Origin of the sequence: Methanoculleus sp. UBA291 (assembly GCF_002499755.1) — an archaeon.
Taxonomy (GTDB): domain Archaea; phylum Halobacteriota; class Methanomicrobia; order Methanomicrobiales; family Methanoculleaceae; genus Methanoculleus; species Methanoculleus palmolei.
Map to the genome: position 1 here is coordinate 21,549 of NZ_DANC01000041.1, position 23,227 is coordinate 44,775.

Sequence of the window (23,227 nt, forward strand, 5' to 3'; positions counted from 1 at the left end):
GAAACGCGCAACTCCTCCCCACCCTGAGGGGTGGGGTCCTCTTGCGCGAAGAGATGGAGAACTGGAAACCGGCGGCAGTGGTCGTCCTCGGCTGCCTCGTGGTCACCGCGATCATCGGGACCGTCCTCGCATCGGAGGACGCCGGTGCGGAGGCCTACGGCGACTTACGGAAATTTGCGTCGAAAGAGGAGATCGAGGCGTTCTTAAAGGAGCACGCACAGGGGGGGTGGAACGACGGCGGCGGCGACCGGACCACCGGGGGCATCGCGCCTGAGGCCGGATATGCACCGGCTCCGGCAACGACGGCCGCCCCGACATCGCAAGCAGCCCGTGACTACTCCACCACGAACGTGCAGGTAGCGGGCGTGGATGAGGCAGACTTCCTGAAGAACGACGGGAGGTACATCTACATCATCTCGGGCGAGACGCTCGCGATTGTTGAGGCGTTCCCGGCAAAGGACGCGAAGATCGTCTCCGAGACCCGGATCAACGGGACCCCGAAGGCGCTCTTCCTTGCCAAAGACCGCCTGGTGGTCTTCGCCACCAGAGCGGAGCGGGAGATGACCACCGTCGACGGGAGCGTAGCGCCGGTCCCGGTCTGGCGGACGGTGACGCACGCATACGTCCACGATGTCGGCGACCGGGCTGACCCGGAGGTAGTCCGGGACGTGACCTTCACCGGCGACTACTACGACGCCCGGATGGTCGGGGACTACGTCTACGCCATCACGCGGGAGTCTCCGGTCTGGGTCCGGGACGAGATCGTCCTTCCCGGGGTGAGAGAGGGCGACGCGGCGCCCATCCGGCCTGACGTCTACCGTCCGGGAAGCCCGCTGCAGAACTACGTCTTCTACACTGCAGGCGCATTCTCCGTCCAGAACGATACGGGCGCACTCGACGCCGAGACCTTCCTCCTCGGCTACGACACCACCCTCTTTGCATCGCAGGAGAACCTCTATATCGGCTACCAGAGCACGGGGCCGGAGATCTCCGGGAGGCCGGCGGACACCGGCGGCGCCCGGGGCCGGACGATCATTCACCGGTTCGCAATCGAGCAGGGAGCGATCGACTACCGGGCGATGGGAGAGGTTCCCGGCCACCTCCTGAACCAGTTCTCGCTCGACGAATACGGGGAGAACCTCCGGGTGGCGACGACCGTCGAGGAGTGGACGCGGGAGGGGTCGCTCCAGTACAACAACGTCTACGTCCTCGACCCCGCGATGAAGACCATCGGGACGCTCGAGCACATCGCGCCGGACGAGCGGATCTACGCCGCCCGGTTCGCCGGCGACCGGCTCTACCTGGTGACGTTCAAGCGGGTCGACCCCCTCTTCGTCATCGATTTTTCGGACCCGAAACATCCGGGCATCCTCGGGAAACTCAAGATCCCCGGCTACTCCGACTACCTCCACCCCTACGGCGCCGACCACGTCATCGGTGTCGGGAAGGAGACGAACGAGAACGAGTGGGGCGGCGTCTCGGTGGCAGGACTCAAGATCGCTCTCTTCGACGTCTCGGACGTGAACAACCCGGTCCAGGTCGACAGCGTCGTGATCGGGGAGGCCGGGACCGACTCTGCTGCGCTCCGCGACCACAAGGCCTTCCTCTTCTCGGAGGATAGGGCCCTCCTCGTCATCCCGGTGAGCGAGATAAAGATGGTCGAGAACCCCGGATCGAAGTACCCCGGCTCCTACGGCACCATGACCTGGCAGGGGGCCTATGTCTACCGGGTGAGCCCGGAGGAGGGGCTCACTCTCGCGGGCACGGTCGCCCACCGGGAGAAGGGGCCATCCTACGCCTGGAACACACCGGATGCGGTGCAGCGGTCGCTCTTCATGGACGACACCCTCTACACGGTATCACAGAGGAGCATCATCATGACCGATCTTGCCGACTTCAGCCGGGTAAGTGAGGTCTTCCTCCCCTACCGGGAGGAGGCCTACCCGAACCCCGTCTGGTGACGGTGGGCGCGGTATCCCCCGACCGCTTTGAAGACCTCCATCACGACGACGACCAGAGAGGCGAGGGCGAGCAGCGAAAGCCACTCGACCAGCGAAACGGGCTGCAGATGGAGCACCTCCTGAAGGAAGGGAACGTAGAGCGCGGCGATATGCACGCCCTGCGCGGCGATGACGCCGGCAATCAGGAAGTAGTTGCGGCTCACAGGGACGCGGAAAGCCGACCGGTGCTCCGACCGGCAGTTGAAGACGTGGAAGTTCTCAAGGAGCACCATCAGCAGGACGACCAGGTTCCTGGCTGCGAACTCGCCCCACCCGTTTCCAAGGAGCCAGTACCAGGCGCCGATTGCAATCACCGCGATGACCGTGCCGGAGAGGAGGGTCTCCTGGATCATCAGCCTGTCAAAGACCCCCTCCTCCGGCCTTCGCGGCGGCCGGTTCATGACGCCGGGCTCGCCTCCCTCGAACGCCAGCGCCACTCCCTGGATGCCGTTCGTCACCAGGTTCAGCCAGAGGAGCTGGACGGCGACGAGGGGCAGCGGCAGACCCAGGATGAGGGCGAGCATGAAGAGGAGGACCTCCGCAAACCCGGTCGAGACCAGGAGGTAGACGACCTTCCGGACGTTGTCGTAGGCATGCCGGCCCTCCTCGATCCCGGCGACGATCGAGGCGAAGTCGTCGTCGGTGACGATCAGCGACGCCGTATCCTTGGCGACGTCGGTCCCGGAGCCCATCGCCACTCCGATATTCGCGCTACGGAGCGCCGGGGCGTCGTTGACGCCGTCCCCGGTGACCGCGACGAACGCTCCGCTCTCCCGGTAGGCCTCGACGATCCGGAGTTTCTGCAGCGGCGTCACCCGGGCAAAGACCCGGCCCCGCTCCACCCGGTCGATGAACTCTGGCAATGTCGGCGGATCGATCTCGTCCAGGTCCGCGCCGGTGACGACTTCAGCGGGGGATTCTGCGATCTCCAGTTCCCGTGCGATGGCGAGAGCCGTTGCGGGGTGGTCGCCGGTCACCATCACCACGTCGACCCCGGCACGGCGGCAACGGCGCACGGCATCGGGGACGTCGGGCCGGATGGGGTCGATGAACCCGACCAGGCCGAGAAGTTCGAGGGGAGGCATCCCGGGTTCCTCAGGGGAGAAATCGCCCTCCGCCTCTCCCCGGGCCACGGCAAGCACCCGGTATCCCCGGGAGGAGAGGTCCTCGAGGTCTCGTAGTATGCGGTCCCGGTCGAGGAGCATGTTCCATTCCTGCTCCCCGGCCATGGTGCGGCAGAAGGGGAGAACCGTCTCGACGGCGCCCTTGACCGCCACCCGGACCGACCCGTCCTCCCGGTACCAGACGGCGGCATACCGCTGCTCGGACTCGAAGGGGATATCGGCGACGGAGGTCACGCTCTCGCGGATACCGGCGGGATCGAGCCCCAGTTTGTAGGTGAGCGCGAGAAACGCCACGTCTATCGCGTCGCCCCGGTGCTTCCAGGCCCCCTCGTCGGTCCGCTCCAGGGCGGCTTCGTTGCTGATCGTCGCAGCCCGGGCAAGGTGCTCCAGGCGGCGGAGGGCGGACCCGGATACCAGGGCGCCGTTCCCGTCGAAGACCTTGCCCTCGCCCGCATACCCTGCCCCGGTGACGGAAAACTCCTCGCCCGAGGGCAGGGCGACGACCCGGGCGGTCTGCTGGTTCACGGTGAGGGTTCCGGTCTTGTCGCTCGCGATCAGGGTGCAACTCCCGAGGCTCTCCACGGCGGCCAGGAACCGGACGACGACGTGCCGCCCGGCCATCCGCGACGTCGCAATCGAGAGGGCCACGGTCAGTGCGACCGGCAGGCCCTCGGGGATCGCCGAGACGGCAAGGGCGATGGCGAGGAAGAAGACCTCGATGGGGGGCATCCCCTGGCCGAGGACGATGATCGCGAGCAGTCCGGTGGCGGCGAGGACGGCGATGCTGATCTTCCGCGAGAAGTCCTCCATGCGGATGACGAGCGGGGGTTTGCCCGTTCCGGACGCCATGACCGTCTCGGCGATCTGCCCGATCTCGGTCTGGCGGCCGGTCGCGACCACGATCCCCGTGCTGCGGCCGCTCATCACGGTGCTGCCGGCATACAGCATGTTCAGGCGGTCGCCGGGGGGCAGGGACGCGTCGACGGGGTCGGGGTTCTTCCCGACGGCGTGGGATTCTCCGGTCAGGAGCGATTCGTCGACGGTAAGAGTCCGTGCCGTGAGAATGCGGATATCGGCGGGGATGCGGTCGCCAGATTCCAGGGCGACCCGGTCGCCGGGGACCAGGTCTTCGGCCGGGACGGCCGCAGGATGGCCGTCCCGCCACACCCGTGCGGAGGACGTGAGCATCTGCTGCAGGGCCGTTGCGCTCCGCTCCGCCTTCACCTCCTGAAAAGCCCCGATGACGGCGTTGATCAGGATGACGATGAAGATGAAGACCGCGTCGGTGAGATCGGAGAAGAGAACGGATATGATCCCCGCTGCAAGGAGAACGTAGATGAGCGGGCTCATGAACTGGCGGAGGAATACCTCGACCACGGTCGGAGGCCGCTTCTGCGGGAGGGCGTTCTCCCCGAAGATCTCCCGTCTCCGGGAGACCTCGTCGCCCGAAAGGCCCCCGTCCGGGACCGTGAGCCGTTCGACTACATCGTCTGCCGAAAGGGCGTGCCATGCCGCCGCCCGGGAACTCCCGGGAAAGAGCGGGGTCTTTTCCATCGCCGTATCGTCATTTCGCGCGCCGGAGGAGCGCAAGACAGGGTGGGTGGTGTCGTGAGGAGGGAAAAATGTATCGTCGTCGGGCCGCCGGGTTCAAGAGGGAAGGCTCCGCCCTGTCACGGTCCGGCGTGGATCATCGTCAGCATCATCTTGAACCGGGTGACGGCGTGGACCGCGTGAGGTATCGTCGCCGGCATGATGATCAGGTCGCCCGCCTTCACGTGGTACTCCGTAGCCGCGATGGTGACGAGGGCTTCCCCGTCGAGGGCCTGGAGGACGGCGTCGTAGGGCGCGGTGTGCTCCGAGAGGCCTTCGCCCGCGTCGAAGGCGAAGACGGTGATGGTGCCGGATTTTGTGTAGATGAGCATCCGGCTGACGATCGAGCCCGGCTGGTAGATGACGAGGTCGCGGGGGTCGATTACCCGTTCGGTGAGATTCTCTTTTTCCTCTTCAGTCATATGACCCGGTTTCTCCTGCGGGGTCTTCTGCTTTGCGCTTCCGGCGACGAACAGGCACACGGGATCTCAACCCTCAAAGGTATGTTCGGGGAGAGCCTGCCTGACCCGACTGCTGCCCGATCCCCGGTGAGAAGAATATTATAACGAGTGGGTGAACTGTTAATGAGGTTGTCCCAAAACACCTCACCCTCCCCCGCGTGGCGATGCCCAGAGGGAAGCCGTGTCAGCAGCTTGACGCCAAAGATCACTCAATTTTTCGCGGGGATGTGTCAGAATACTCTGAATTATATGAATCTTCAGCCGCTGGACACTTTTGGGATGACTTCAATGATTGAAGGTGCTACAATGACACGGGTGCGGCTGACAGTTCTTATCCGGGAAGAGGAGGGAGTATACGTTTCCAAGTGCCAGGAGCTCGAGGTTGCCAGTTGTGGCGATACACCGGAGGAAGCACTGGATAACATTCGCGAAGCGATCGAACTCTACCTCGAGAACGCAAGAGAACTGGGGATACTGAAGGACATTGAGCCGATCCTGACATCGCGGCATAAGTTCACCTCGGTCATTGAGGTCGAGGCATGACGAAGTTACCTCTGGTTTCTTCCGACGACTAAAGAATCTGAGAAAAATTGGGTTCGATTACGCTCCTCATCGAGGAAAGGGAAGCCATGTGGCCCTCTGTGAACTACCCCGCGCTCTCGGGCGCGGCTTCCTGCTTCATTCCTCCTCCATTGAGGCAGGTCCACAGGCTCAACGGCGCGTTCCGCGCCTGATACCAGGTTGCTTGGTTATCGCAACACAGATAGAGCATTATTGGATGGATTGATAGAAGAATGTATCGTATCGAAATTGATTACAGGAAGGGCGGTTCCGCTTCACGGAAGATGCTCCGCATCTTCCTGACAGGCACAACCCTTTGGGTTGTGCCGTGCCATCCCCACCCCGAAGGGTGGGGTCTTCCCGCTCCACCCCCTTCACCCCCGCAAGATCAATAAAACCGGAGAAGATGGAGTTAAACTACTTGTCGTCATTCCCCGGCGCGACCCCATTCCCCGCGGGACGCTCCTCTCTATTCTGAAACAGGCCCGCCTTACAAAGGAAGAATTTCTTGATCTGTGAGGGGCCAGCTATCGCGGCGAGGAATTACCCCGAAACGCCGATGAGGCCATATCAGCAACAGGCTCGACTGATGAGTTCGGTCTCGGGACGGTCAGAGGAAAAATCCTGAACGGATACAGTAATTTTAAATACATAGTTTCCAAAATAGGCTTGTTATAAGATCATATTATTTGAATAATCGCGCGCTGATACTCATGAGTGAAATTTACATTCTGGCCTCTGTCCCCGAACAGGGAAAGACCACCACGGCGATCCTTCTCTCCCGCTACTTCGAGAAAAAGGGGAAAAAAGTTGCATGCCTGCAAGCTGAAAAAGGGCTCTTTGATGTGCATACCTACCTTCAGGAAGATCGTTATCACTATTCCATCCCGCTTGAAGCGGCGAAGAGCCGAAAATCCTTTGAAGAGTGGCTCACGGTGGGCTATGATGTCTATATCTTCGAGGTATCCTTCCCGTATTCCCCGCCGGGGTCGGCGTTTATCGATCTCTTCGAGAACGTAAACGAACTCGTTTCCTATGATCTCAGGGACCGCTGGGAGGAGTATCGCCGCCAGCGGGTCACCGAACACTGGGAGCTGCCGTCGGATTCCAACAGTCATCTTACATTTTTCTTGGACCTGTTCAACGACAGAAACGTCCGGAAGGTCTTTACCAAAACGAGGGGGAAGATTGACGGCCCCTCGGTCGATGACCGGTTCAACCTTGTCAATCCCGGCGATTTTGTTTGCGACAGCATCAATCCCCGCTATTCCTTCCCGAAAAGTGGGAAAAAAGCAATAGCGGTCGGGGCGTTTCCTGCCGAGTACCGGGACATCTATGCCGATCTGAAATGGTACGGGTTCGACTATGCTGAATTTATGAAGCGGTTCAGAAAAGAGGATTATGACCTCGCTATCATCGGCGCATGTATGAACCAGAACCTTAAGTTCCGTGACAGACCGGTGGAACCTGATATCATCTGCTATCAGCCGTCTGTATACCGTAGGGGGATTATCCATGGTCATAGCGGAGTCAAGAAACACAGGCAGGTGACGGATGATCTCATGGAAGTTCACGGGACAATAAAGAACGAACCGGTCGGAACGCCTGTGGGGAAGGAAGGCGGCGTATTCGCCGGCCACAATAACAGGTACTGGATTTACAGGATGCACCCTGATTTTGATCTGATTAAAAAGGAGGGGAACATCCTCTTCTGCAACGGCTGGGTGCTCCCGCAGTACCTGATCCGCGACGGATTTCTGGAGGTGGGGTGAATGGGAAGCCTCCCGCCGAGCCCTCCGGTGGTGACTCTGGTCGAGCCGGAAGACCCGGATGTCGGCGATCCCGTCGGGGCGGCACGGACGTTCACGGCATCATGTGACCAGTCGGCGACGATGAAAGTGTATCTCGACGGCAGCCTCGTGCATACGAGCGATCCGGACGTCCAGCAGGTGTCTCACACCTTCCCGAGCGCTCCGCGGGGAGAGCATATGGTCCGGGTGACCGCAACGAACGAGAACGGGACCGGGGAGAACTACTGGACCTGGAACGTGCTCTCGACGCCACCCGTGGTGAGGAGGGTGAACCCTGCGGAGCAGGACGTTACCGATACGTTTGGTTCAAGGCGAACCTTCAGTACATTCATCGATCAAATGGCACTCATCTGTATCTCCATTGATGGCTTTGTGATGTACACTAGTGATCATGACGAACAGGCCGCATCCATTGCATCGAATAAAACGTCGATAGGTGACTATACGGTAGAAGTAAAGGCAGAAAATTCAAACGGTGTTGGATATAACCACTGGAATTGGCATATCCGAGCATCAGATGCGCCAGTATTGATACGTGAAAACCCCACTGAACTCGATGTCTTTGATCCTGCCTTCTCAAGAAGAGATTTCGAAGTGAGCTGCAATCAACCTGCATGGATTATTTTTCGTGTTGATGACAGAATGTATTCTAAAACCTTTTCTATAGACCCGGGTCGAAGAGTGAAGTGCACAATAAAAGGTCTTCCAATGGGGGATTACCGGATTAATGTATCCGCCATTAATTTCAACGGGAACGATCAAAAACATTGGGACTGGCACTTAGGTTCAATACAACCATGTGAGGATGGAGCCGAGCGCTGTGTGGGCCATACACTATGTAGATGCATTGATGGAAACTGGAGAATCGTCGCGGCAAATTCGAAAACGTGTGGATACCAACAACCCTTAAAAGTAAATAAGTACCCCCATACAATTAATACTAAGTGTTTGCCCTTCCTTCCGGATTATGAAGTATATTTTAACTCAACCGAAGAGCCTGCAGTTATTGAGACTAGCGATTTCAAAACATGGGATATCGCTGGTAAAATGGAGATCACAGCAATTCACCGAGAGTACATGGGTGCCAGAGAGATAGGGCATATATATTACGAAAATATGTTTTGGGTTGGAAATCCCGATCTGCCAACCATACCAACAAATGGTGAGATTGTTGTTGCAAGTCTTTCAGAAGTGAATTCCGATCATGTGAAAAAAGAAGATCTACAGGATCTAGTTGAGATTAAAAAAATCGACGTTACCCCAGTATCATTAAAAGATGACTTCAAAAGAAAAAGATCAAGTTCTGATTACTGTAGTATATTAAACTCAACGGGCATTCATCCCGACTCAATTGGATATATGGTCAAGATAGATATCGAAGTTTATGAATTCAAGTTAGAAAGTTATCGGGATGACACATACACCCTGTCTCTTCCCCTAGATTATAGATTTAGAGTCAGCAACGATCGTCAAAAAGTAAATGCTTTTACATATCATTGGGGATACCCCGCGGGGGGAAGTGAAATTGCGGGTGCTGTTGCCCATCTATATGACGTTATGTCCTTAATACCTGAGGGAGGTCGAGTCCCTCGAGTTACGAGACCGGGTAGACTGGTTGATGGCCTGCAACCCTACGAGATTCTACTAAAATCTTCCGACTTTGCACTTGTGCAAGATAGATTGAGCGATGAATCTCACTTCACCGCGGCAGGTAAAATTAATTGGGACCCTATCTGGGGACCCTGTCAGGAGGAATAGCGCCTCATGCAATTTGTATTCATTCAAAAGGCATTGAGAAGAATTTTCCTGCTATTTTTATCGCCCACACAGATCACAGCAATAGTTCAGGATGAAAGCCTGATAGAGGCGATCCTTTACTGGTTAATCATCGGATTTTTTGCATTCGGAATCTTCATCTTTGGTGTCTGTCGTTTACTATATCTTGATGGAGCAAATGCGTGTCAGATAGGATTCGTTTTTCGCATATTTTTCTCTTCTCACCTTGGATTTCTGGTGGGTTCTGCCGCACTTTCAGTGATCTTCTACGGACTGAGCAGAGCGTTGGGCACAAGCCTGGGCTTGGAAGAATCGATAAAAATTTCCTGCACCGCCCATCTGGCCCTTGTCATCCCGCTGTATGTGGGATTAACTACTGCATCCTTTATTACATACATCACGGGATGGCTATCTCCCGAGGCCATGGGCTTTACGTTGCTTTTTCTGCTATATGGAATCATATGGTCGGGTTTTGTCGCGTCGTGCCTGGTACGGAGTTACTCGAAACGGAGCATGCTCTTTTCGATGGGATTGGTCGTTCTATCAGTTCTGATACTCTTTACTCTGAACATGGCTGTTGCACTATCAGGATTCTTCAGGAGCTTTGAGTATGCCTTACTTTGATTCACGAAGGAGCACTGTCAAAAATACCGAGGATATGACGGAATATGGGAGATCTGAAGCATGAGTTGCAGCAGCTCCCCGGTGGTGACACTGGTCGAGCCGGAAGACCCGGACATCGGCGATCCCTATGTTTACGGGGCTGAACGAACATTTACCGCCTCGGTCGATCAGATTGCCACGTTGGAGTTCTATCTGGACGATACATTGATGCAGACGTTTCCGAACGTAACGGAGGCGTCGCAGCCGTTCCAGATACCGTTTCTGGGGGTCCACATGGTACGGGTCGTCGCACGGAACGAGAACGGCTCGGGAGAGAACTACTGGACCTGGAGTATTTTCGTCACGCCGCCCGAAATCACCCTGATCGATCCCGCCGAACAGGAAGTGACGGATAAGGCGGAGGCATCCCGGCTCTTCAAGGTACGGTCCAATCAGTACGCCATCATACGCTTTTACCTCGACGGCGATCTCAAGCAGGAAAGCCCGGTTCCGACCCAGAATGCGTCGTATCGTCATGAATCGGCGCCATTGGGGGTACACGTCGTCTCGGTCGTTGCCACGAATACCAACGGTTCGGGCCAGAATCACTGGGACTGGACGGTATACCAGGAGTGTTTCGAGCCGGCGGGACCGTATCTGACCGTTCAGTTCTCTCACTTCCGGTGCGGCCTTCCGGACTGCGGGGGCGGTGAGGGCCCGTGGCTCAGCGCCGACTGCCTGCAGAACGCGATAGCGCGGTACGCCCGGGCCGGACACAGCACGCCCTACATCGATAAGCTGTCGCGCCATTACTGGAGGGTGCGGGACGGTTGCCCCGAACACTGTTACGTGGAGCAGATCTTCGATCTGGATATCTACATTGCATCGGTAACGAATGGTAGCCTGGTCCCTCCGTTCGGGCATACCATTTGTGCCGAGCACCTGGGTGGCAGCGTCAAGGAATTTTCCAACTGGAAGTTCTTCCAGTTTGCGAACCTGGACATCCAGCCCGGGGACCAGACCCACATGCCCAGGGGGACAGAAACAGAGGATACGAAGGTGCAGATCTACAAAGTAATAGGAATAATCGATTGTGTCACCTACGACCGCAAAGATCCTGAGGTGACGTTTCTGATCGACAAAAATGGCACCGTCACCCCGGAGGAAGCGGAAGAATGACAAAACCGGCTGCACGAATCATCGCCGCCGTTGTCGCAATCGGAGTCATCTGTTGCGCGGTAGCGGTGATCGTAGCAGTACACTCTCCTGAAGAGGCTAAAAATGCAACGCCTGAACGGGTGCCTAAAGAAGTGCAGGGGGGTGAGAGCATGACATCAGAAGAGATCTGGGAGCGTGCCCTGGAGATATATGAGTCCTTGCATAGGTCTGGAATCGTGGAGCGAGCGCTGAAAGAGGCAAATATGACGCCGGAGGAGTTACCCGACGACGTAACGGAAGAAGTGAAAGCCACAGTGCAGTTCGAAGATATTATACGAACGTGGGAGTTCGATCCCCAAAATAAGCAGGTCGTCATCTATGCGTCCCTCGCACTGAATGAAGAGCATGAAACGGAGCTGAGTGCTATTCAGGGCAGAGAGGTCGGCGGCTGGACATTTAACGTCGTCTGGGAGCCATATGTGTATGTGTCTTCATTCGTGAGGCGAGCGCTGAAAGGGGCAAATATGACGCTGGAAGAGTTGCCCGATGAAGTCAAAGAGGAGATGGAAAACACCGAAATCGGGGGTATGCGGAAGTGGGAACTCGATCCTCAAAACAACCGGGTCATCGTCTATACGTACATCATACGGAGTGAAGAGTACGAAAAGGAGGTGAGGGCCGTTCAGGGCAAAGAGGTCGGCGGCTGGACATTTAACGTCGTTCAGGAACACTATGTGCCTGCTGTCGTGAGGCGAGCGCTGAAAGAGGCGAATATGACGGCGGACGAGTTACCCGATGAAGTAAAAGAGGAAATGGAAAACATTGTGCACTTCGCAGATATCGGGAGTGTACGAACGTGGGAGCTTGATCCCCAAAACAAACAGGCTACCATCTATGTTTACTCCATACCGGATGAAAACGACGTGGATACCCTTCAGGGCAGAGAGGTCGGCGGCTGGACATTTAACGTCGTTCACGATGCCGATTATGAGAAAGAGTACGAGAAAGAGTTAGAGCAGCTTGGGGCCGAACTGGCGCAACTCCGGGAGGACCATCCTGAGTTGCAGATATCAGGTTTCATGACATCGCCCACAGAGATCGATATGTGGGTGCGTAACCTCACACCCGAAAACGAGGCGTTGAACGGCACCGTGATACACAACAGGACAGTTCAGATCTACTGGAGTCCGATTGATTATGCACTCAGGATAGCGAGAGAGGAGGCAGGATGGTGAGAGAGCAAACGTCGAGGGAACCGGGGACATGGTGGGGCTCAGAGTTTACTCCCTGGGGGTGAATCCGATATCCGATCGTCGCGGTGAAGCGGGTGGTGGCCAGGTTGTAATTTCTGCCGATCCTGACGTCGGCGACCCCGTCGGGACGGACGAATGTTCACGGCATCATGCACTCCCGGGACATCTATTCCGATCTGAAATGGTACGGTTTCGACTATGCCGAATTTATGGAACGGTTCAGAAAGGAGGATTACGATCTCGCTATCATCGGCGCGTGCATGAACCAGAACCTTAAGTTTCGTGACAGACCGGTGGAACCTGATATCATCTGCTATCAGCCGTCTGTATACCAGACCATGAGGACTACCCGGGGTCATGGCGGATTCAAGAAACACAGGCAGGTGAAAGAAACACAGGCAGGTGACGGATGATTTCATGGAAGTTCACAGGACAATAAAGAACGAACCGGTCGGAACGCCTGTGGGGAAGGAAGGCGGCGTATTCGCCGGCCACAATAACAGGTACTGGATTTACAGGATGCACCCTGATTTTGATCTGATTAAAAAGGAGGGGAACATCCTCTTCTGCAACGGCTGGGTGCTCCCGCAGTACCTTATCCGCGACGGATTTCTGGAGGTGGGGTGAATGGGAGAAGGAGTTACTGTTCCGGTCATCACTTCAATTCAACCTGCATACGATTGTATCGTTGATACGATAGAGAGTTTCTTCGATCGTCTGTTTGAAATTGTGATCGATGTGGCGTCGACCGTCACGGTTTGGGTGAACGATATTGTCGCCTTTGCGGTCAGCACCTATGAGACCTTCGTATCATGGCTCTTCGACAGCGCAACCACCGTTGTTGAAATGGGTGTAAATATCATCAGGATAGTCGTGGCAAACACGGCAGGATCGACGGAGGGGATCATTCATGCCGTTATCACGGAGACTCCCGTTACATCCGCACCCGAGATCACGAGCACGATTCCGCCGGAGCAGAGCATCTCGAACGTCCTTGGAGGAACGGACATAAGAACCTTCAGAGCGACCGTCGATCAACCGGCGACGGTAATATTTTCCGTTGATGGGTGGGAAAAGCGCAGGTTTAATGCCGTAACCAGTGCCACGTGGGAATGTAATTTTTCGGGGTATTCCGCCGGCATCCATGGTGTGGTCGTAACTGCGTCTAACTCAAACGGGAGCGACTCGTTCACGTGGTCGTGGGAGATTCTAGAAAAGCCGGTGATAACTTTTGTAACTCCTTCTGCGGAGAACGTGAGCAATTATGACACCGACGGCAAAAGAATCTTCAGTGCAAGTGTCAATATTCCCTGTTTATTGGAATTGTATCTCAATGACAGACTGCTTGAGAAATCACCGTCCGAAGACACGGCAATTTCTCATGAGTTTAAACTGGTATCGTTTGGAATACATACCGTAAAGGTCATGGCAAAGAAATCTGGCGTCGAGGTTGAGAGATCATGGAACTGGAACGTTACGGAGTACTCCGATCCCGATATAATTTATTGTGAAAGTCAGTATTATTCCGGATTGCGCTCGCTTCGAGCGGGCAATGTTCCGATTACTATCGAGAGGTATTTGAATTTCTATAGCAATTCAGAAATACGGTACCAGAAAGCCCAATTGCCGGATGGAAGCTGGATCTATCTCTTTGCATTGTCAAATGTCGGCCTGGTTGTAGATAATGATTTACAGTTGCCTCCTATTGTGATAGATGCAGAGTTATTTCAAGATGACATCTACCTAGGTGGTTTCACTGGGATAGAGTTATCGATAAATGAAACCTTTGGCAATGATAATTTTGTATTATTTTCATCGATTGACAGGTTTTGCGTGGGAATATCTCCATTAAAAGGAGGGAATCTTGAAAATTATTATAAAGAACGTGCAGATCTTGAAAATTTAGTAAGATTGGTTAGCTTTCTGCCTTACGTTGGGACTTTTACAAATTTAGCGGCTATAATGTCTCCAAAGAATTACCTATCCGAAATAGAATCGATAAATTATTCTTTTGGGTATGAAGCCACAATGGAGTCGGATGGAATACTCCCCACCGGCGGCCGATCGCCTTACGTTGAAAATCAATTCAGATGGGTGGTGTGGGTACAACCTGAATGTTGCGTGAAATTTAGGGTCACGATGAAATTAATAGAAACTTACGTTGAGAGTTTTGAAACAAGTCAAGATATCCAGATAACAGCAGGGGAGAATCCTGTTGTACTTTGATGAAATTGTGGTTCGGGAATACATATGAAAGAAGAAACAGATGCTACAGCAAAAGGATTCGCTACACCGGGAAAAGATGAGTCGCCTGATTACCTGCATTTAATCTATCTCTTCTACCGGCACCCATCGCAGGCGTTCAAGATCGTCAACAGCGGCAAAACAATGCATGGCGTCGTGTTCTTCGCCATATTTGTCTTCATTCTGAGTTTTTTATATGGTAGCATGGGTTGGTGTCTTTGGAATGTGCATTTGTACGGCTTTAAATCAATCTCGGTACTTTCGGTCATTTATTCCGGTGTCACAGGCGGCCTATCGACAACAATTGAATTTTTTCTCATATTTGCGACAGAAGCAGTGGTTCTATTCAGTCTGCTCCGGATTATGCAGGTGAAACCTCCTCTGATCCGGACATTCAGCGTCATTTTCTACAGTTGCGCAATAGCCTATTCTTTTATCTGGGTAATATTACGATTAGATCTGCTCTCCGGGCATATTCTGTTAAGAAACTCAGGCAATATCCTCTATTATTTGTATTTACTACCTCTGGGATACCTTGAGTATCTCGGGGTCCGAGATATAGTGAGCGCAAATCGCCCCCGAATTATAGCCGCAACAGTGGTTGCGATTATTATCCACTATCTCCTGTTCGAACCGGAGCTGCTTTTCCTCACGAACCTCTTGAATGGGATATTTTGATTTATGATCGTTAATAGCCGTAACCGTTGCGAGCATCCAAAATCCAGTGCAGGAAGCAGGGGTGCAGAATATGATGAAAAAACTATTGTTACTGCTGCTATTACTGGCCGTTTTTTCTAGCTTTTTAAACCAGTATGGGTTTACTCCAGATCATTCTGCTTACTCGATGACGAAGATTTGCGAACAACTCCCGACTTATAATATCGGCGATCTCAAGGATACAAAAGTCCTGTATTTGTCAAATTCTATTGTTGTACTCGATTATTATAGTAACCAGAAGGTATCGATTCCCTGCAGCAGTCGTACTTTACCCTCACTTCCCGTGATGGATAATACCGGGACGAAGATTGCATATAAAGAGTCACGCTCCGATCCTAATCTATGGGTTTATAACACCGAAACCGGTGGAGCCGTACAGATACCACTCGGTTATACCGGCAGTCCGTGGGATCGTCATAACATTCCGCGTTTCAGCCCGGACGGGGAGCAACTCGCTTATCTCCACAGTATCTCATTTGATAATTATTCACTCTCCGTTGCAGATACCGGTGGAAGCTGGAAAAAGGACCTGATGACCGGTATTGCCGATCTCTCGTACTATGACTGGAACCCTGACAACAAAAGAATCGCAATACTGGCCAAAGCAGGAGGTAACGAGAGGTCTTCGATCTATATCATCGATTCTGCAGGTTCGGATATCATCAAAATAAAAGAGAATGTTGAAACAAAGCAGAGTATCCTGGATGGATTGTACCTGTGGAACCCTGTGGGTCTGGATGGATTATGCCAGTGGAACCCTGCGGGTACGAACATAGCCTATATCTCAGCCGGGAATATCTTCACTATTACCGCCGATGGGAGTCAAGAGCGCCAGGTGACCGATGATGGAAACACATTCTTCCTCCAATGGAGCCCAACAGGGGATAAAATTGCGTACCTGACCCGTGACGGGCTCGGTCAGGAATACGAAACCGGACACGTGAAAAAGGGGGAATACGGTAGATTGCACCTGATCAACCTGGATGGAACGGGCCATGAGGAGATCTTTGCAGAGTACACCGGAGGTTTTCTCCTCGAACTTCCATTCACCTGGACTGAAAATGGGAAAGGGATAATCCTCTTCAATATTGAAGGCGGGTACCTGATGGACCTGGAGAAGCCGGCAGGTTATGATCCGGCTTTAATTGCTCTCGTCGCCCTCTGCGTCGCAATCGTGGCCTGCGCAGTATCGATCATCCTTGAATACTACCGGAGGGCGTGATGTGAGATCCATTGGCAGGTCGTCAACAGTAACCCTCGACGGCAACCCGAGACATACGAGCGAACCGGACGTCCAGCAGGTGTCCCACACCTTCCCGAGCGCTCCGCGGGGAGAGCATATGGTCCGGGTGGTCGCGGCGAATGCCAACGGGACGGGAGCGAACTACTGGACCCAGAACGTATTCTCGACGCCGCCCGTGGTGAAGAAGGTGACCCTGCGAAGCCGGACGTTACCGATACCGTTCGTTACGGCAATTTGAAGCTTCATCCGATCAAACCGTGGTCATGAAGATGTGGATTCCTTGTGGCTGAGAGTACATCCCCCCTGGCGCAACCTGGTTCCCGAGGGGCGCTCCTCTCGATCCTGATACCGAACCGCCTTACAGAAGAAGAGTTTCTCGATCTGTGAAGGGCCTGCTATCGCGGGATTGCCTCCGGGCGTCGGCGGGGTTATAGATCATCCCGGATAGTAAGCCGGGAAACAAGGGAAAGAGGCCCCATATCCTTCACCTTTTTCCGCCCGGGCCTCGAAATAATAAGAGACCATCCGTGTATTATCACCTCATCCTGACCGACAACTGCAACCTCTGCTGCACCTATTGCCGGGGAAAGGCGTTCACCGTCGACCCCCCGGAGCTGCCCGATATCGCCGTCGACGAGAACCTCCCGGTGGACCTCGATATCGATCTTGACGACCTCTACCGGTTCCTCGCAAAGGACCCCGGGGCCGTACTGACCTTCTATGGCGGGGAGCCCCTGCTCGCCGTCGACCGCATCCGCGAGATCGTCCGCGACGCCCCGGTCTCGGCGCTGATCCTGCACACCAACGGCACCCTCCTCGACCGCCTCGACCACGCAACCGCGAACCGGTTCGACACGATCCTGGTCTCCATCGACGGACCCGAAGGGCTCACCGACGCCCACCGCGGGAGGGGGACATTTGCGCGGCTCACGAAAAACCTCCGCTGCCTCGCGGCGGGCGGGTTTGCCGGCGAGGTGATCGCCCGGATGACCGTGACCGAGGATACCGATATCGCAGCGGCCGTCCACTACCTCACGGCAAACGACCGGTTCTCCTTCCCGGCCGTCCACTGGCAGATGGACGCGAACTTCTGGAACGACTACGAAATGCGGGACTACACCACCTGGGTAACGGAGAGTTACAACCCCGGCATCCGGGACCTTGTCGCGTTCTGGGTGGAGACGATGCGGGAGGAGGGGCGGGTGCTCCGGTGGTATCCGTTCATGGACCCGATGCAGGATATGCTGCTATCGCGGCCAAGCATGCTCCGGTGCGGTTGCGGCCACGCAAACTACAGCATCATGACCGACGGGCACATCGCCCCCTGCCCCATCATGGTCGGGATGAAGGACTACTACGTCGGGCATATCGCCACCGCCGACCCGCTCCGCCTCCCGGTGACGACCGTGGGGAGCCCCTGCACGGAATGCGGTCTCCTCGACTTCTGCGGCGGCCGGTGCCTCTACTCGAACATCACCCGCCCCTGGCCCGAAGAAGGGCGGCGGGTCGTCTGCGGGACGGTGGAGAACCTCCATCGGTCGCTCTCGACGGCCCTCCCGGAGGTCCGCCGCCTCATCGAGGCAGGAACGGTCCGGATGGAGGACTTCGACCACCGGAAGTACAACAGCTGCGAGATCATACCGTAGGGGGCGGACCCGCCGGGACAACATTCATCCCCGGGGAGGAGAGACCACTCTCCAGGAGACCATGACGACCATCGGACTCATCCTCTGCAGGATCGGGCTCCATCGCTGGGGCAGGAAGCACGGCTACGACGAGTACTCGTCAAACGTCATTGAGTGGGAGCAGCGGTGCGAACGGTGCGGAAAGCGGAAACGCTGGGTCGAGGCGAAACGAGACCGTCGACGATGAAAAAAGTTATTTTTTGAGTTCCTGCCCCACGGAGAAGGCTTTCGCGAGCGCATCCCCGAACTCGTAGTACTCCTGCCGCATCGAGTCGTAGATGAACGGCCGGATCTTCTCGACAGCGGGTTTGCCGTCCGCGTCGATGACGCTCTCGTCCACCTTCACGTCCAGGATCTCCCCGATAAACTGGGTATGCATGCCGATCTCGACCGTCTGGAGGAGCCGGCACTCGAGGACCACCGGGAACTCCCCGACGTACGGAGCGTTCACCCGGTCGCCTTTCACCGGAGTCAGCCCGGTCGCGGCGAACTTATCCGTCTCCCGGCCGGAGACGATGCCGAAGTAATCCGCCTCCCGGACGTAGTCCGTCGAAGGGATGCTGATCGTGAACTCGCGCCGCTCGACCAGGTTCTCGTAGGTCTGCCGCACCTTCTGGAGCGAAACCGCCACCGCAGGAGGACGGGACGAGCAGATGCCGCCCCATGCGGCGGCCATAGCATCCGGCCGACCGTCGGGGCCGTAGGTCCCGATGATCAGGACCGGGTGAGGATAAAGAAGAGTCCGTGGGCCGATAGATCTCTTTGCCATGGGGTAACCATTCGTCCCCCGGCACGGATAAACCTTTTCAAACCCGGAGAATGCAACGGGGAGGCGACCGGAAACCCGGTCATGCGGCGCCCGCGGCCCCCTTCCTTCGCTCCTGCACCGAGCGGAAGAGGAAGAACCCGACGATGGCGAACGTCGCTATCGGCGAGAGCCAGGTCGGGATATGGAACCCGAAACTGTCCGCGAGCATGATCGTCCCGAGCACCAGGATGGAGTACATCGCCCCGTTCTTGAGGAAACAGTAACTCCGGATCTGGTCGACGCTCCGGACGGTCAGTTCCCGGACCACAAAGGCCCCGATACCGTTCCCGATCAGGATGAGGGGGACGGAAAGTGTGAAGGCGAACGCCCCGATGACGCCGTCGATAGAGAAGGTCGCGTCAAGGACCTCAAGGTAGGCGAGCTTCGAGATATCGGAGATCCCCGCTCCCTTCAACCGGGCTTCCTGCATCTCGGCGTTCTGCCTGAACCCATGAACGATGAAGAAGGTGGTGGAGCCGAGCACGGCCGCAAAGCCCATCATGGTGTTGATCTGAAGGGCAAACCAGACAATGACGGCAAGCAGGATCGAAGCGGTTGCATAGAACCAGACGGCCTGTCGGGAGAAGAACGCCTCGGTCCGGAGGCAGCAGTTCTTCTCCTCTGCAAAGAGCCAGTGGAAGAAGAGGAGGACAAGAAACATTCCCCCGAAGATCATGAGGATCGGGGCGGACTCTTCTATCGCAGCCACTACGTCCGGATCGCTTGAAAACGTCGCGAGCAGCGCACCTATTGCCCCGAGCGACGGGTTTGTCGCCCAGACGATCCCCCACGGCAGAAGCCCCCGGATCACGAAGACCGCGAAGAGCAGGCCCCAGATAAGGAACCATCTGCGGGCCTTCTCTTTCATCGTCGCGAGGACGTCGGCGTTGATAATGGCGTTGTCGATGCTCGATACGGTTTCGAAGACAACGAGGCCCGCTACAGTCAGAACTATCAGCAGCCAGTCCATTTCTGTGAGATGGGATCGGTGCCGATCGTATATAAGAAAGGGTGCCGGGCGAGAGAAGGGTTATGTTCATATATCATATCCGGCATGAATCAGTCGTCAACGGAGGTAACAACATGGGACTTGTGGACTGCTGCCGTGACCAGGTCGTCGCCGTCTCACCGGACACCCCGGCTGTGGACGTGGCGAAGATCATGGGAGAGAAGAACGTCGGAAGCGTCGTCGTCGTGACCGGCGACAACCGGCCCGCCGGCATACTCACCGACCGCGATCTCGCGGTCGGGGTTATGGCGCGGGAACAGAACCCGGGCGAAGTCCGGGCGGGAGATATCGCGACCCGGAGCGTGATCACGTTTCAGGACAGCATGGGGATCTACGAAGCCATCCGGAAGATGACCGATGAAGGCATCCGAAGAATGCCCGTCGTCGACAACGCCGGGAAACTGATCGGGATCGTCACTCTGGACGACGTCATCCGCATGCTGGGCGAGGAGATGGCCACGATTGCAAAGAACATCGAGAAACAAAGCCCGCCGATACAGAAAGAGAGCCCCCCCATACCCCTGTGAGGGGGCCCGACAACCCCTACTTTCGGGCGCACGCCCTTCTTTCCTTACCCGGTTGCGAAGGCGATGACCTCGCCGGCCTGGTTCATCGAGCCCTCCATCGTCCGGACCAGATCCTCCCAGGTCGCCCCCGGCGCGAGCGCGAGGTCGAGGTCGAGCGCGTAGACCCGGAAGAGGTATGCCTCGATCTTCCCGGCCTCCGGGCAGGGGCCCCGATAGCCGATGCTCCCGAAGTCGTTTGTGCCCTGTACGGCGTGGAGAGGTGCCTCCACTACCCCTCCGACCGGAAATCCCTCCGGGATCAGCGGAACGGCGGGTATGTTCCAGGCGACCCACACCACCCGCGACGGCCCCTCCTCGGGGCTCGTCGTCGCAAGAACCGCAAGCGATTTTATGTTCGGGAGGACGCCGTCGACCCGGATTGCGGGCGACCGATTCGCCCCCTTGCAGGTGTACTCCGGCGGGAACTCTTCAAAGTCCAGACTCACTACCAACTTTTGTGCCATATCAAACTCCTATGATACTCATTTTCCAGGACTAGGGTATTAAAATGGTGCGTTTGGTCACCGGGAGGACATAGCGGCGGTATCGCCGAACCCGAGGACGTGGCCCCGCATCGCGTCGATGAGGTCGTGCTTGCCTGCGCCGGGCGCGAGATCGAGCATCGCATCAAGCCCGTAGACCTTGAAGAGGCACCGGTGTGTCTCACCCTGCGGGGGACAGGAGCCGCGCCAGCCGATGCCCCCGTAGTCGTTCGTCCCCTGGACGGCACTCACCGGGGCCGTCACGATACCCTTGCGGCGGGGTGCACGCCGATACCTATCCGAGGTAAGGGAGGGCTTCAATATCTTTTCTTCTCCGGCCGGGAGCTCTCGCTCCCGCACCGGCCGCCCCTTATCCGGTGGCGAAGACAACAACTTCCCCGACCTGGTTCATCGAGCCTTCCATCGTCCGGACCATATCCTCCCAGGTCGCGCCGGACGCAAGCGGGAGATCGAGATCGAGCGCATAGACCCGGAAAAGATACACTTCGGTCGTTCCGGCCTCCGGGCAGGGTCCCCGGTAACCAAGGGTACCAAAATCATTCCTGCCCTGCCGGGCATGGAGGGGCGACTCCACCGTCTCTCCTTCCGGGAACCCCGCCGGGATCTGCTCGACGGAGGGGAGGTTCCAGAGAACCCACGCCACCCGCGACTCTCCGCCCTCGGGGCTCGCCGTTGCGAGGATCGCGAGCGACTCGATGTTCGAGAGGATTCCCTCGACCCGGATCGGGGGCGACCGGTTCGCTCCCCTGCAGGTGTACTCCGGCGGGAACTCATCAAAATCCAGTTTCACGGCCAGTTTTGGCATCATACAGCAGTCTCTCTCGGTATCCTCCTTCAGGAAACAAGATATAAATAGATATGTGCGTGGGGACCATGACAGCCGTGGACTCCCCGTTTGCTGACCGCGACCTGTCACTGCCTATATCGTCGACGCATGTGAAGATGTGATGACCCGGACAACATTCGTGGCAGACCTCGCGTTCTTCGTGCCTTCGCGTGAGACCTGCCTGAACCGGGTTTTACGCCCTTCAAACACCGATGGCCATCACCGGGAGTACACGGCGGCCGTCTCGCCGAACTGGAGGACATGCCCCTGCATGGCATCGATGAGGTCCTGCTTCCGGGCGCCTGCCGGCACCTCCAGGGCGGCGTCAAGCCCGTAAACCTTAAAGAGGTAACGATGCGTCTCCCCCATGGGAGGACAGGGGCCGCGCCAGCCGATGGTTCCGTAATCGTTCGTCCCCTGAACGGCTGAGACCGGAGTGGTCACGACGCCCTGCGGCGGGATGCCCTCCGGAATTACCGACGCCGGCGAGAGGTTCCAGATGATCCAGGTAGTGAAGGAGCACCCGGGTTCGTACGGGTTCAAGGCAAAGACCGCTATTGTCTGCGTCGCCGGGATGAGTCCCCGGACCCTCAGTTCGGGCGAGAGGCCGGCACCGTCGCATGTGGTCCAGATCGGAAACTCCGCATCACGGAGAGAGACGATCAGGTTGGTAACTTCGGGGTTCATGATACGTCTCTCGGTATAACGTAAAGAAAAAGATTGTGGAAGCCGCCCGGCGCATCAGGTGCGGGGCCCGGTCTCCGGCGGGGTCTCGAGCGCCTTCCTGCGCTCGTAGACCGCCATAGTCTCGCCGTAGCCGGCGGCGGCTGCCGCGAGCGCACCTTCGAGGAGGGGCCGCCCCGCCCCCGGAGGGAGGTCGAGTTCACGCGCAAGGCTCCATACCCGGATGAAGTAGCGGTGTGATGTACCTCTCGGGGGCAGGGGCCGCTGTAACCGGTCCTCCGAAAATCGTTCATCCCCTGGGCGGCAGAGACCGGGTGGGATATTCGGGGCTCCTGCGGGATACCTGCGGGAATCTCGCCGGTCGACGGGATGTTCCAGGCGAGCCAGTGGGTGAACGTCCCTCTCGGTGCGTCCGGGTCGTCCACGATGACCGCAAGGTAGGGGGCGTTCGACCCGAGGACCCGTATCCGTGGAGAGAGATCTTCCCCGTCACAGGTGTGCTCTGGTGGAAACCGGTCGAAATCGACCGCTATGGTCAGGTTCTGCATGCTCGTTTACCCCTCCGGCACACCATGGGACGGGGCGCATAAATCTGTTGCGGCGGG

At 56.8% G+C, this 23,227-nt stretch carries 24 protein-coding genes; 15 read left to right on the plus strand and 9 right to left on the minus strand.

Going from position 1 to position 23,227, the window contains the following annotated elements; all coding sequences use genetic code 11:
- Positions 1–41: 41 nt before the first annotated feature.
- On the plus strand, positions 42–1,961 hold the full coding sequence (locus BP737_RS09350) for a beta-propeller domain-containing protein (RefSeq protein WP_292410565.1): 1,920 nt from the start codon (positions 42–44) through the stop codon (positions 1,959–1,961).
- Here the strand turns inward: BP737_RS09350 and BP737_RS09355 are convergent.
- On the minus strand, positions 1,940–4,714 hold the full coding sequence (locus tag BP737_RS09355; RefSeq protein ID WP_292410566.1) for a cation-translocating P-type ATPase: 2,775 nt from the start codon (positions 4,712–4,714) through the stop codon (positions 1,940–1,942). The two genes, BP737_RS09350 and BP737_RS09355, sit on opposite strands and share 22 nt — an antisense overlap.
- 80 nt (positions 4,715–4,794) lie before the next feature.
- Positions 4,795–5,136 carry a cupin domain-containing protein gene (locus BP737_RS09360; protein ID WP_292410568.1) on the minus strand — a complete coding sequence of 114 codons (342 nt, stop codon included), beginning with the start codon at positions 5,134–5,136 and terminating at the stop codon, positions 4,795–4,797.
- Between the two features lie 327 nt (positions 5,137–5,463).
- Between BP737_RS09360 and BP737_RS09365 the strand changes: the two genes are divergently transcribed.
- The 13 genes from BP737_RS09365 to BP737_RS09425 all read left to right on the plus strand — a co-directional run bounded on the left by BP737_RS09365 (position 5,464) and on the right by BP737_RS09425 (position 18,413).
- Positions 5,464–5,718 carry a type II toxin-antitoxin system HicB family antitoxin gene (locus BP737_RS09365; RefSeq protein ID WP_292410570.1) on the plus strand — a complete coding sequence of 85 codons (255 nt, stop codon included), beginning with the start codon at positions 5,464–5,466 and terminating at the stop codon, positions 5,716–5,718.
- Positions 5,719–6,449: 731 nt separating this feature from the next.
- Complete coding sequence (locus tag BP737_RS09370; RefSeq protein ID WP_292410574.1) at positions 6,450–7,508, plus strand: hypothetical protein; 1,059 nt, start codon at positions 6,450–6,452, stop codon at positions 7,506–7,508.
- Positions 7,509–9,305, plus strand: a complete 1,797-nt coding sequence (locus tag BP737_RS09375) for a hypothetical protein (protein WP_292410576.1) — start codon at positions 7,509–7,511, stop codon at positions 9,303–9,305.
- Positions 9,306–9,311: 6 nt separating this feature from the next.
- Positions 9,312–9,947: a hypothetical protein gene (locus BP737_RS09380; protein ID WP_292410577.1), complete on the plus strand. Its 636-nt coding sequence runs from the start codon at positions 9,312–9,314 to the stop codon at positions 9,945–9,947.
- A gap of 60 nt (positions 9,948–10,007) precedes the next feature.
- Entirely contained in the window at positions 10,008–11,105 is a 1,098-nt protein-coding gene (locus BP737_RS09385) for a hypothetical protein (protein WP_292410579.1), read from the plus strand.
- The gene (locus tag BP737_RS09390) at positions 11,102–12,319 is read left to right on the plus strand and encodes a hypothetical protein (protein ID WP_292410581.1); all 1,218 of its coding nucleotides are present in this window, start codon (positions 11,102–11,104) and stop codon (positions 12,317–12,319) included. The genes BP737_RS09385 and BP737_RS09390 overlap by 4 nt, the downstream gene beginning before the upstream one ends.
- 420 nt (positions 12,320–12,739) lie before the next feature.
- The gene (locus BP737_RS09395; RefSeq protein ID WP_292410583.1) at positions 12,740–12,964 is read left to right on the plus strand and encodes a hypothetical protein; all 225 of its coding nucleotides are present in this window, start codon (positions 12,740–12,742) and stop codon (positions 12,962–12,964) included.
- Complete coding sequence (locus tag BP737_RS09400; RefSeq protein WP_292410585.1) at positions 12,965–14,563, plus strand: hypothetical protein; 1,599 nt, start codon at positions 12,965–12,967, stop codon at positions 14,561–14,563.
- Between the two features lie 24 nt (positions 14,564–14,587).
- Entirely contained in the window at positions 14,588–15,259 is a 672-nt protein-coding gene (locus BP737_RS09405) for a hypothetical protein (protein ID WP_292410586.1), read from the plus strand.
- Between the two features lie 70 nt (positions 15,260–15,329).
- The gene (locus tag BP737_RS09410) at positions 15,330–16,520 is read left to right on the plus strand and encodes a TolB family protein (RefSeq protein ID WP_292410588.1); all 1,191 of its coding nucleotides are present in this window, start codon (positions 15,330–15,332) and stop codon (positions 16,518–16,520) included.
- Position 16,521: 1 nt separating this feature from the next.
- Positions 16,522–16,779: a hypothetical protein gene (locus BP737_RS09415; RefSeq protein ID WP_292410589.1), complete on the plus strand. Its 258-nt coding sequence runs from the start codon at positions 16,522–16,524 to the stop codon at positions 16,777–16,779.
- A 289-nt stretch (positions 16,780–17,068) separates the two neighbouring features.
- On the plus strand, positions 17,069–18,187 hold the full coding sequence (locus BP737_RS09420; RefSeq protein ID WP_292410591.1) for a TIGR04084 family radical SAM/SPASM domain-containing protein: 1,119 nt from the start codon (positions 17,069–17,071) through the stop codon (positions 18,185–18,187).
- Between the two features lie 61 nt (positions 18,188–18,248).
- The gene (locus BP737_RS09425; RefSeq protein ID WP_292410593.1) at positions 18,249–18,413 is read left to right on the plus strand and encodes a hypothetical protein; all 165 of its coding nucleotides are present in this window, start codon (positions 18,249–18,251) and stop codon (positions 18,411–18,413) included.
- Positions 18,414–18,419: 6 nt separating this feature from the next.
- Here BP737_RS09425 and BP737_RS09430 read toward each other — a convergent pair whose 3' ends face one another.
- Together BP737_RS09430 and BP737_RS09435 are read right to left on the minus strand one after the other, a co-directional pair.
- Positions 18,420–18,995 carry a flavin reductase family protein gene (locus tag BP737_RS09430; RefSeq protein WP_292410595.1) on the minus strand — a complete coding sequence of 192 codons (576 nt, stop codon included), beginning with the start codon at positions 18,993–18,995 and terminating at the stop codon, positions 18,420–18,422.
- 79 nt (positions 18,996–19,074) lie between these two features.
- Positions 19,075–20,004 (minus strand): DUF475 domain-containing protein, encoded by a 930-nt coding sequence (locus BP737_RS09435; RefSeq protein ID WP_292410597.1) that lies wholly within the window; start codon positions 20,002–20,004, stop codon positions 19,075–19,077.
- Positions 20,005–20,117: 113 nt separating this feature from the next.
- On the opposite strand from BP737_RS09435, the gene BP737_RS09440 reads away from it, so the two are divergent.
- Entirely contained in the window at positions 20,118–20,570 is a 453-nt protein-coding gene (locus tag BP737_RS09440; protein WP_292410599.1) for a CBS domain-containing protein, read from the plus strand.
- A 44-nt stretch (positions 20,571–20,614) separates the two neighbouring features.
- Here BP737_RS09440 and BP737_RS09445 read toward each other — a convergent pair whose 3' ends face one another.
- The 5 genes from BP737_RS09445 to BP737_RS09465 form a co-directional block, all read right to left on the minus strand.
- The gene (locus BP737_RS09445; protein WP_292410601.1) at positions 20,615–21,073 is read right to left on the minus strand and encodes a YbhB/YbcL family Raf kinase inhibitor-like protein; all 459 of its coding nucleotides are present in this window, start codon (positions 21,071–21,073) and stop codon (positions 20,615–20,617) included.
- A 57-nt stretch (positions 21,074–21,130) separates the two neighbouring features.
- The gene (locus tag BP737_RS09450; RefSeq protein WP_342686150.1) at positions 21,131–21,412 is read right to left on the minus strand and encodes a YbhB/YbcL family Raf kinase inhibitor-like protein; all 282 of its coding nucleotides are present in this window, start codon (positions 21,410–21,412) and stop codon (positions 21,131–21,133) included.
- 49 nt (positions 21,413–21,461) lie between these two features.
- Positions 21,462–21,920 (minus strand): YbhB/YbcL family Raf kinase inhibitor-like protein, encoded by a 459-nt coding sequence (locus tag BP737_RS09455; RefSeq protein WP_292410605.1) that lies wholly within the window; start codon positions 21,918–21,920, stop codon positions 21,462–21,464.
- A 237-nt stretch (positions 21,921–22,157) separates the two neighbouring features.
- Positions 22,158–22,625 carry a YbhB/YbcL family Raf kinase inhibitor-like protein gene (locus BP737_RS09460; RefSeq protein ID WP_292410607.1) on the minus strand — a complete coding sequence of 156 codons (468 nt, stop codon included), beginning with the start codon at positions 22,623–22,625 and terminating at the stop codon, positions 22,158–22,160.
- Entirely contained in the window at positions 22,622–23,170 is a 549-nt protein-coding gene (locus BP737_RS09465; protein ID WP_342686151.1) for a YbhB/YbcL family Raf kinase inhibitor-like protein, read from the minus strand. The genes BP737_RS09460 and BP737_RS09465 overlap by 4 nt, the downstream gene beginning before the upstream one ends.
- Positions 23,171–23,227: the final 57 nt, after the last annotated feature.

Bases quoted from the DNA above. Each gene is read 5' to 3' on its own strand.
- BP737_RS09460 (WP_292410607.1), bottom strand. From the start codon at position 22,625: ATGAACCCCGAAGTTACCAACCTGATCGTCTCTCTCCGTGATGCGGAG.
- BP737_RS09445 (WP_292410601.1), bottom strand. From the start codon at position 21,073: ATGGCACAAAAGTTGGTAGTGAGTCTGGACTTTGAAGAGTTCCCGCCG.
- BP737_RS09425 (WP_292410593.1), top strand. From the start codon at position 18,249: ATGACGACCATCGGACTCATCCTCTGCAGGATCGGGCTCCATCGCTGG.
- BP737_RS09455 (WP_292410605.1), bottom strand. From the start codon at position 21,920: ATGATGCCAAAACTGGCCGTGAAACTGGATTTTGATGAGTTCCCGCCG.
- BP737_RS09365 (WP_292410570.1), top strand. From the start codon at position 5,464: ATGATTGAAGGTGCTACAATGACACGGGTGCGGCTGACAGTTCTTATC.
- BP737_RS09465 (WP_342686151.1), bottom strand. From the start codon at position 23,170: ATGCAGAACCTGACCATAGCGGTCGATTTCGACCGGTTTCCACCAGAG.
- BP737_RS09370 (WP_292410574.1), top strand. From the start codon at position 6,450: ATGAGTGAAATTTACATTCTGGCCTCTGTCCCCGAACAGGGAAAGACC.
- BP737_RS09410 (WP_292410588.1), top strand. From the start codon at position 15,330: ATGATGAAAAAACTATTGTTACTGCTGCTATTACTGGCCGTTTTTTCT.
- BP737_RS09440 (WP_292410599.1), top strand. From the start codon at position 20,118: ATGGGACTTGTGGACTGCTGCCGTGACCAGGTCGTCGCCGTCTCACCG.
- BP737_RS09385 (WP_292410579.1), top strand. From the start codon at position 10,008: ATGAGTTGCAGCAGCTCCCCGGTGGTGACACTGGTCGAGCCGGAAGAC.
- BP737_RS09430 (WP_292410595.1), bottom strand. From the start codon at position 18,995: ATGGCAAAGAGATCTATCGGCCCACGGACTCTTCTTTATCCTCACCCG.
- BP737_RS09405 (WP_292410586.1), top strand. From the start codon at position 14,588: ATGAAAGAAGAAACAGATGCTACAGCAAAAGGATTCGCTACACCGGGA.
- BP737_RS09435 (WP_292410597.1), bottom strand. From the start codon at position 20,004: ATGGACTGGCTGCTGATAGTTCTGACTGTAGCGGGCCTCGTTGTCTTC.
- BP737_RS09400 (WP_292410585.1), top strand. From the start codon at position 12,965: ATGGGAGAAGGAGTTACTGTTCCGGTCATCACTTCAATTCAACCTGCA.
- BP737_RS09360 (WP_292410568.1), bottom strand. From the start codon at position 5,136: ATGACTGAAGAGGAAAAAGAGAATCTCACCGAACGGGTAATCGACCCC.
- BP737_RS09380 (WP_292410577.1), top strand. From the start codon at position 9,312: ATGCAATTTGTATTCATTCAAAAGGCATTGAGAAGAATTTTCCTGCTA.
- BP737_RS09375 (WP_292410576.1), top strand. From the start codon at position 7,509: ATGGGAAGCCTCCCGCCGAGCCCTCCGGTGGTGACTCTGGTCGAGCCG.
- BP737_RS09390 (WP_292410581.1), top strand. From the start codon at position 11,102: ATGACAAAACCGGCTGCACGAATCATCGCCGCCGTTGTCGCAATCGGA.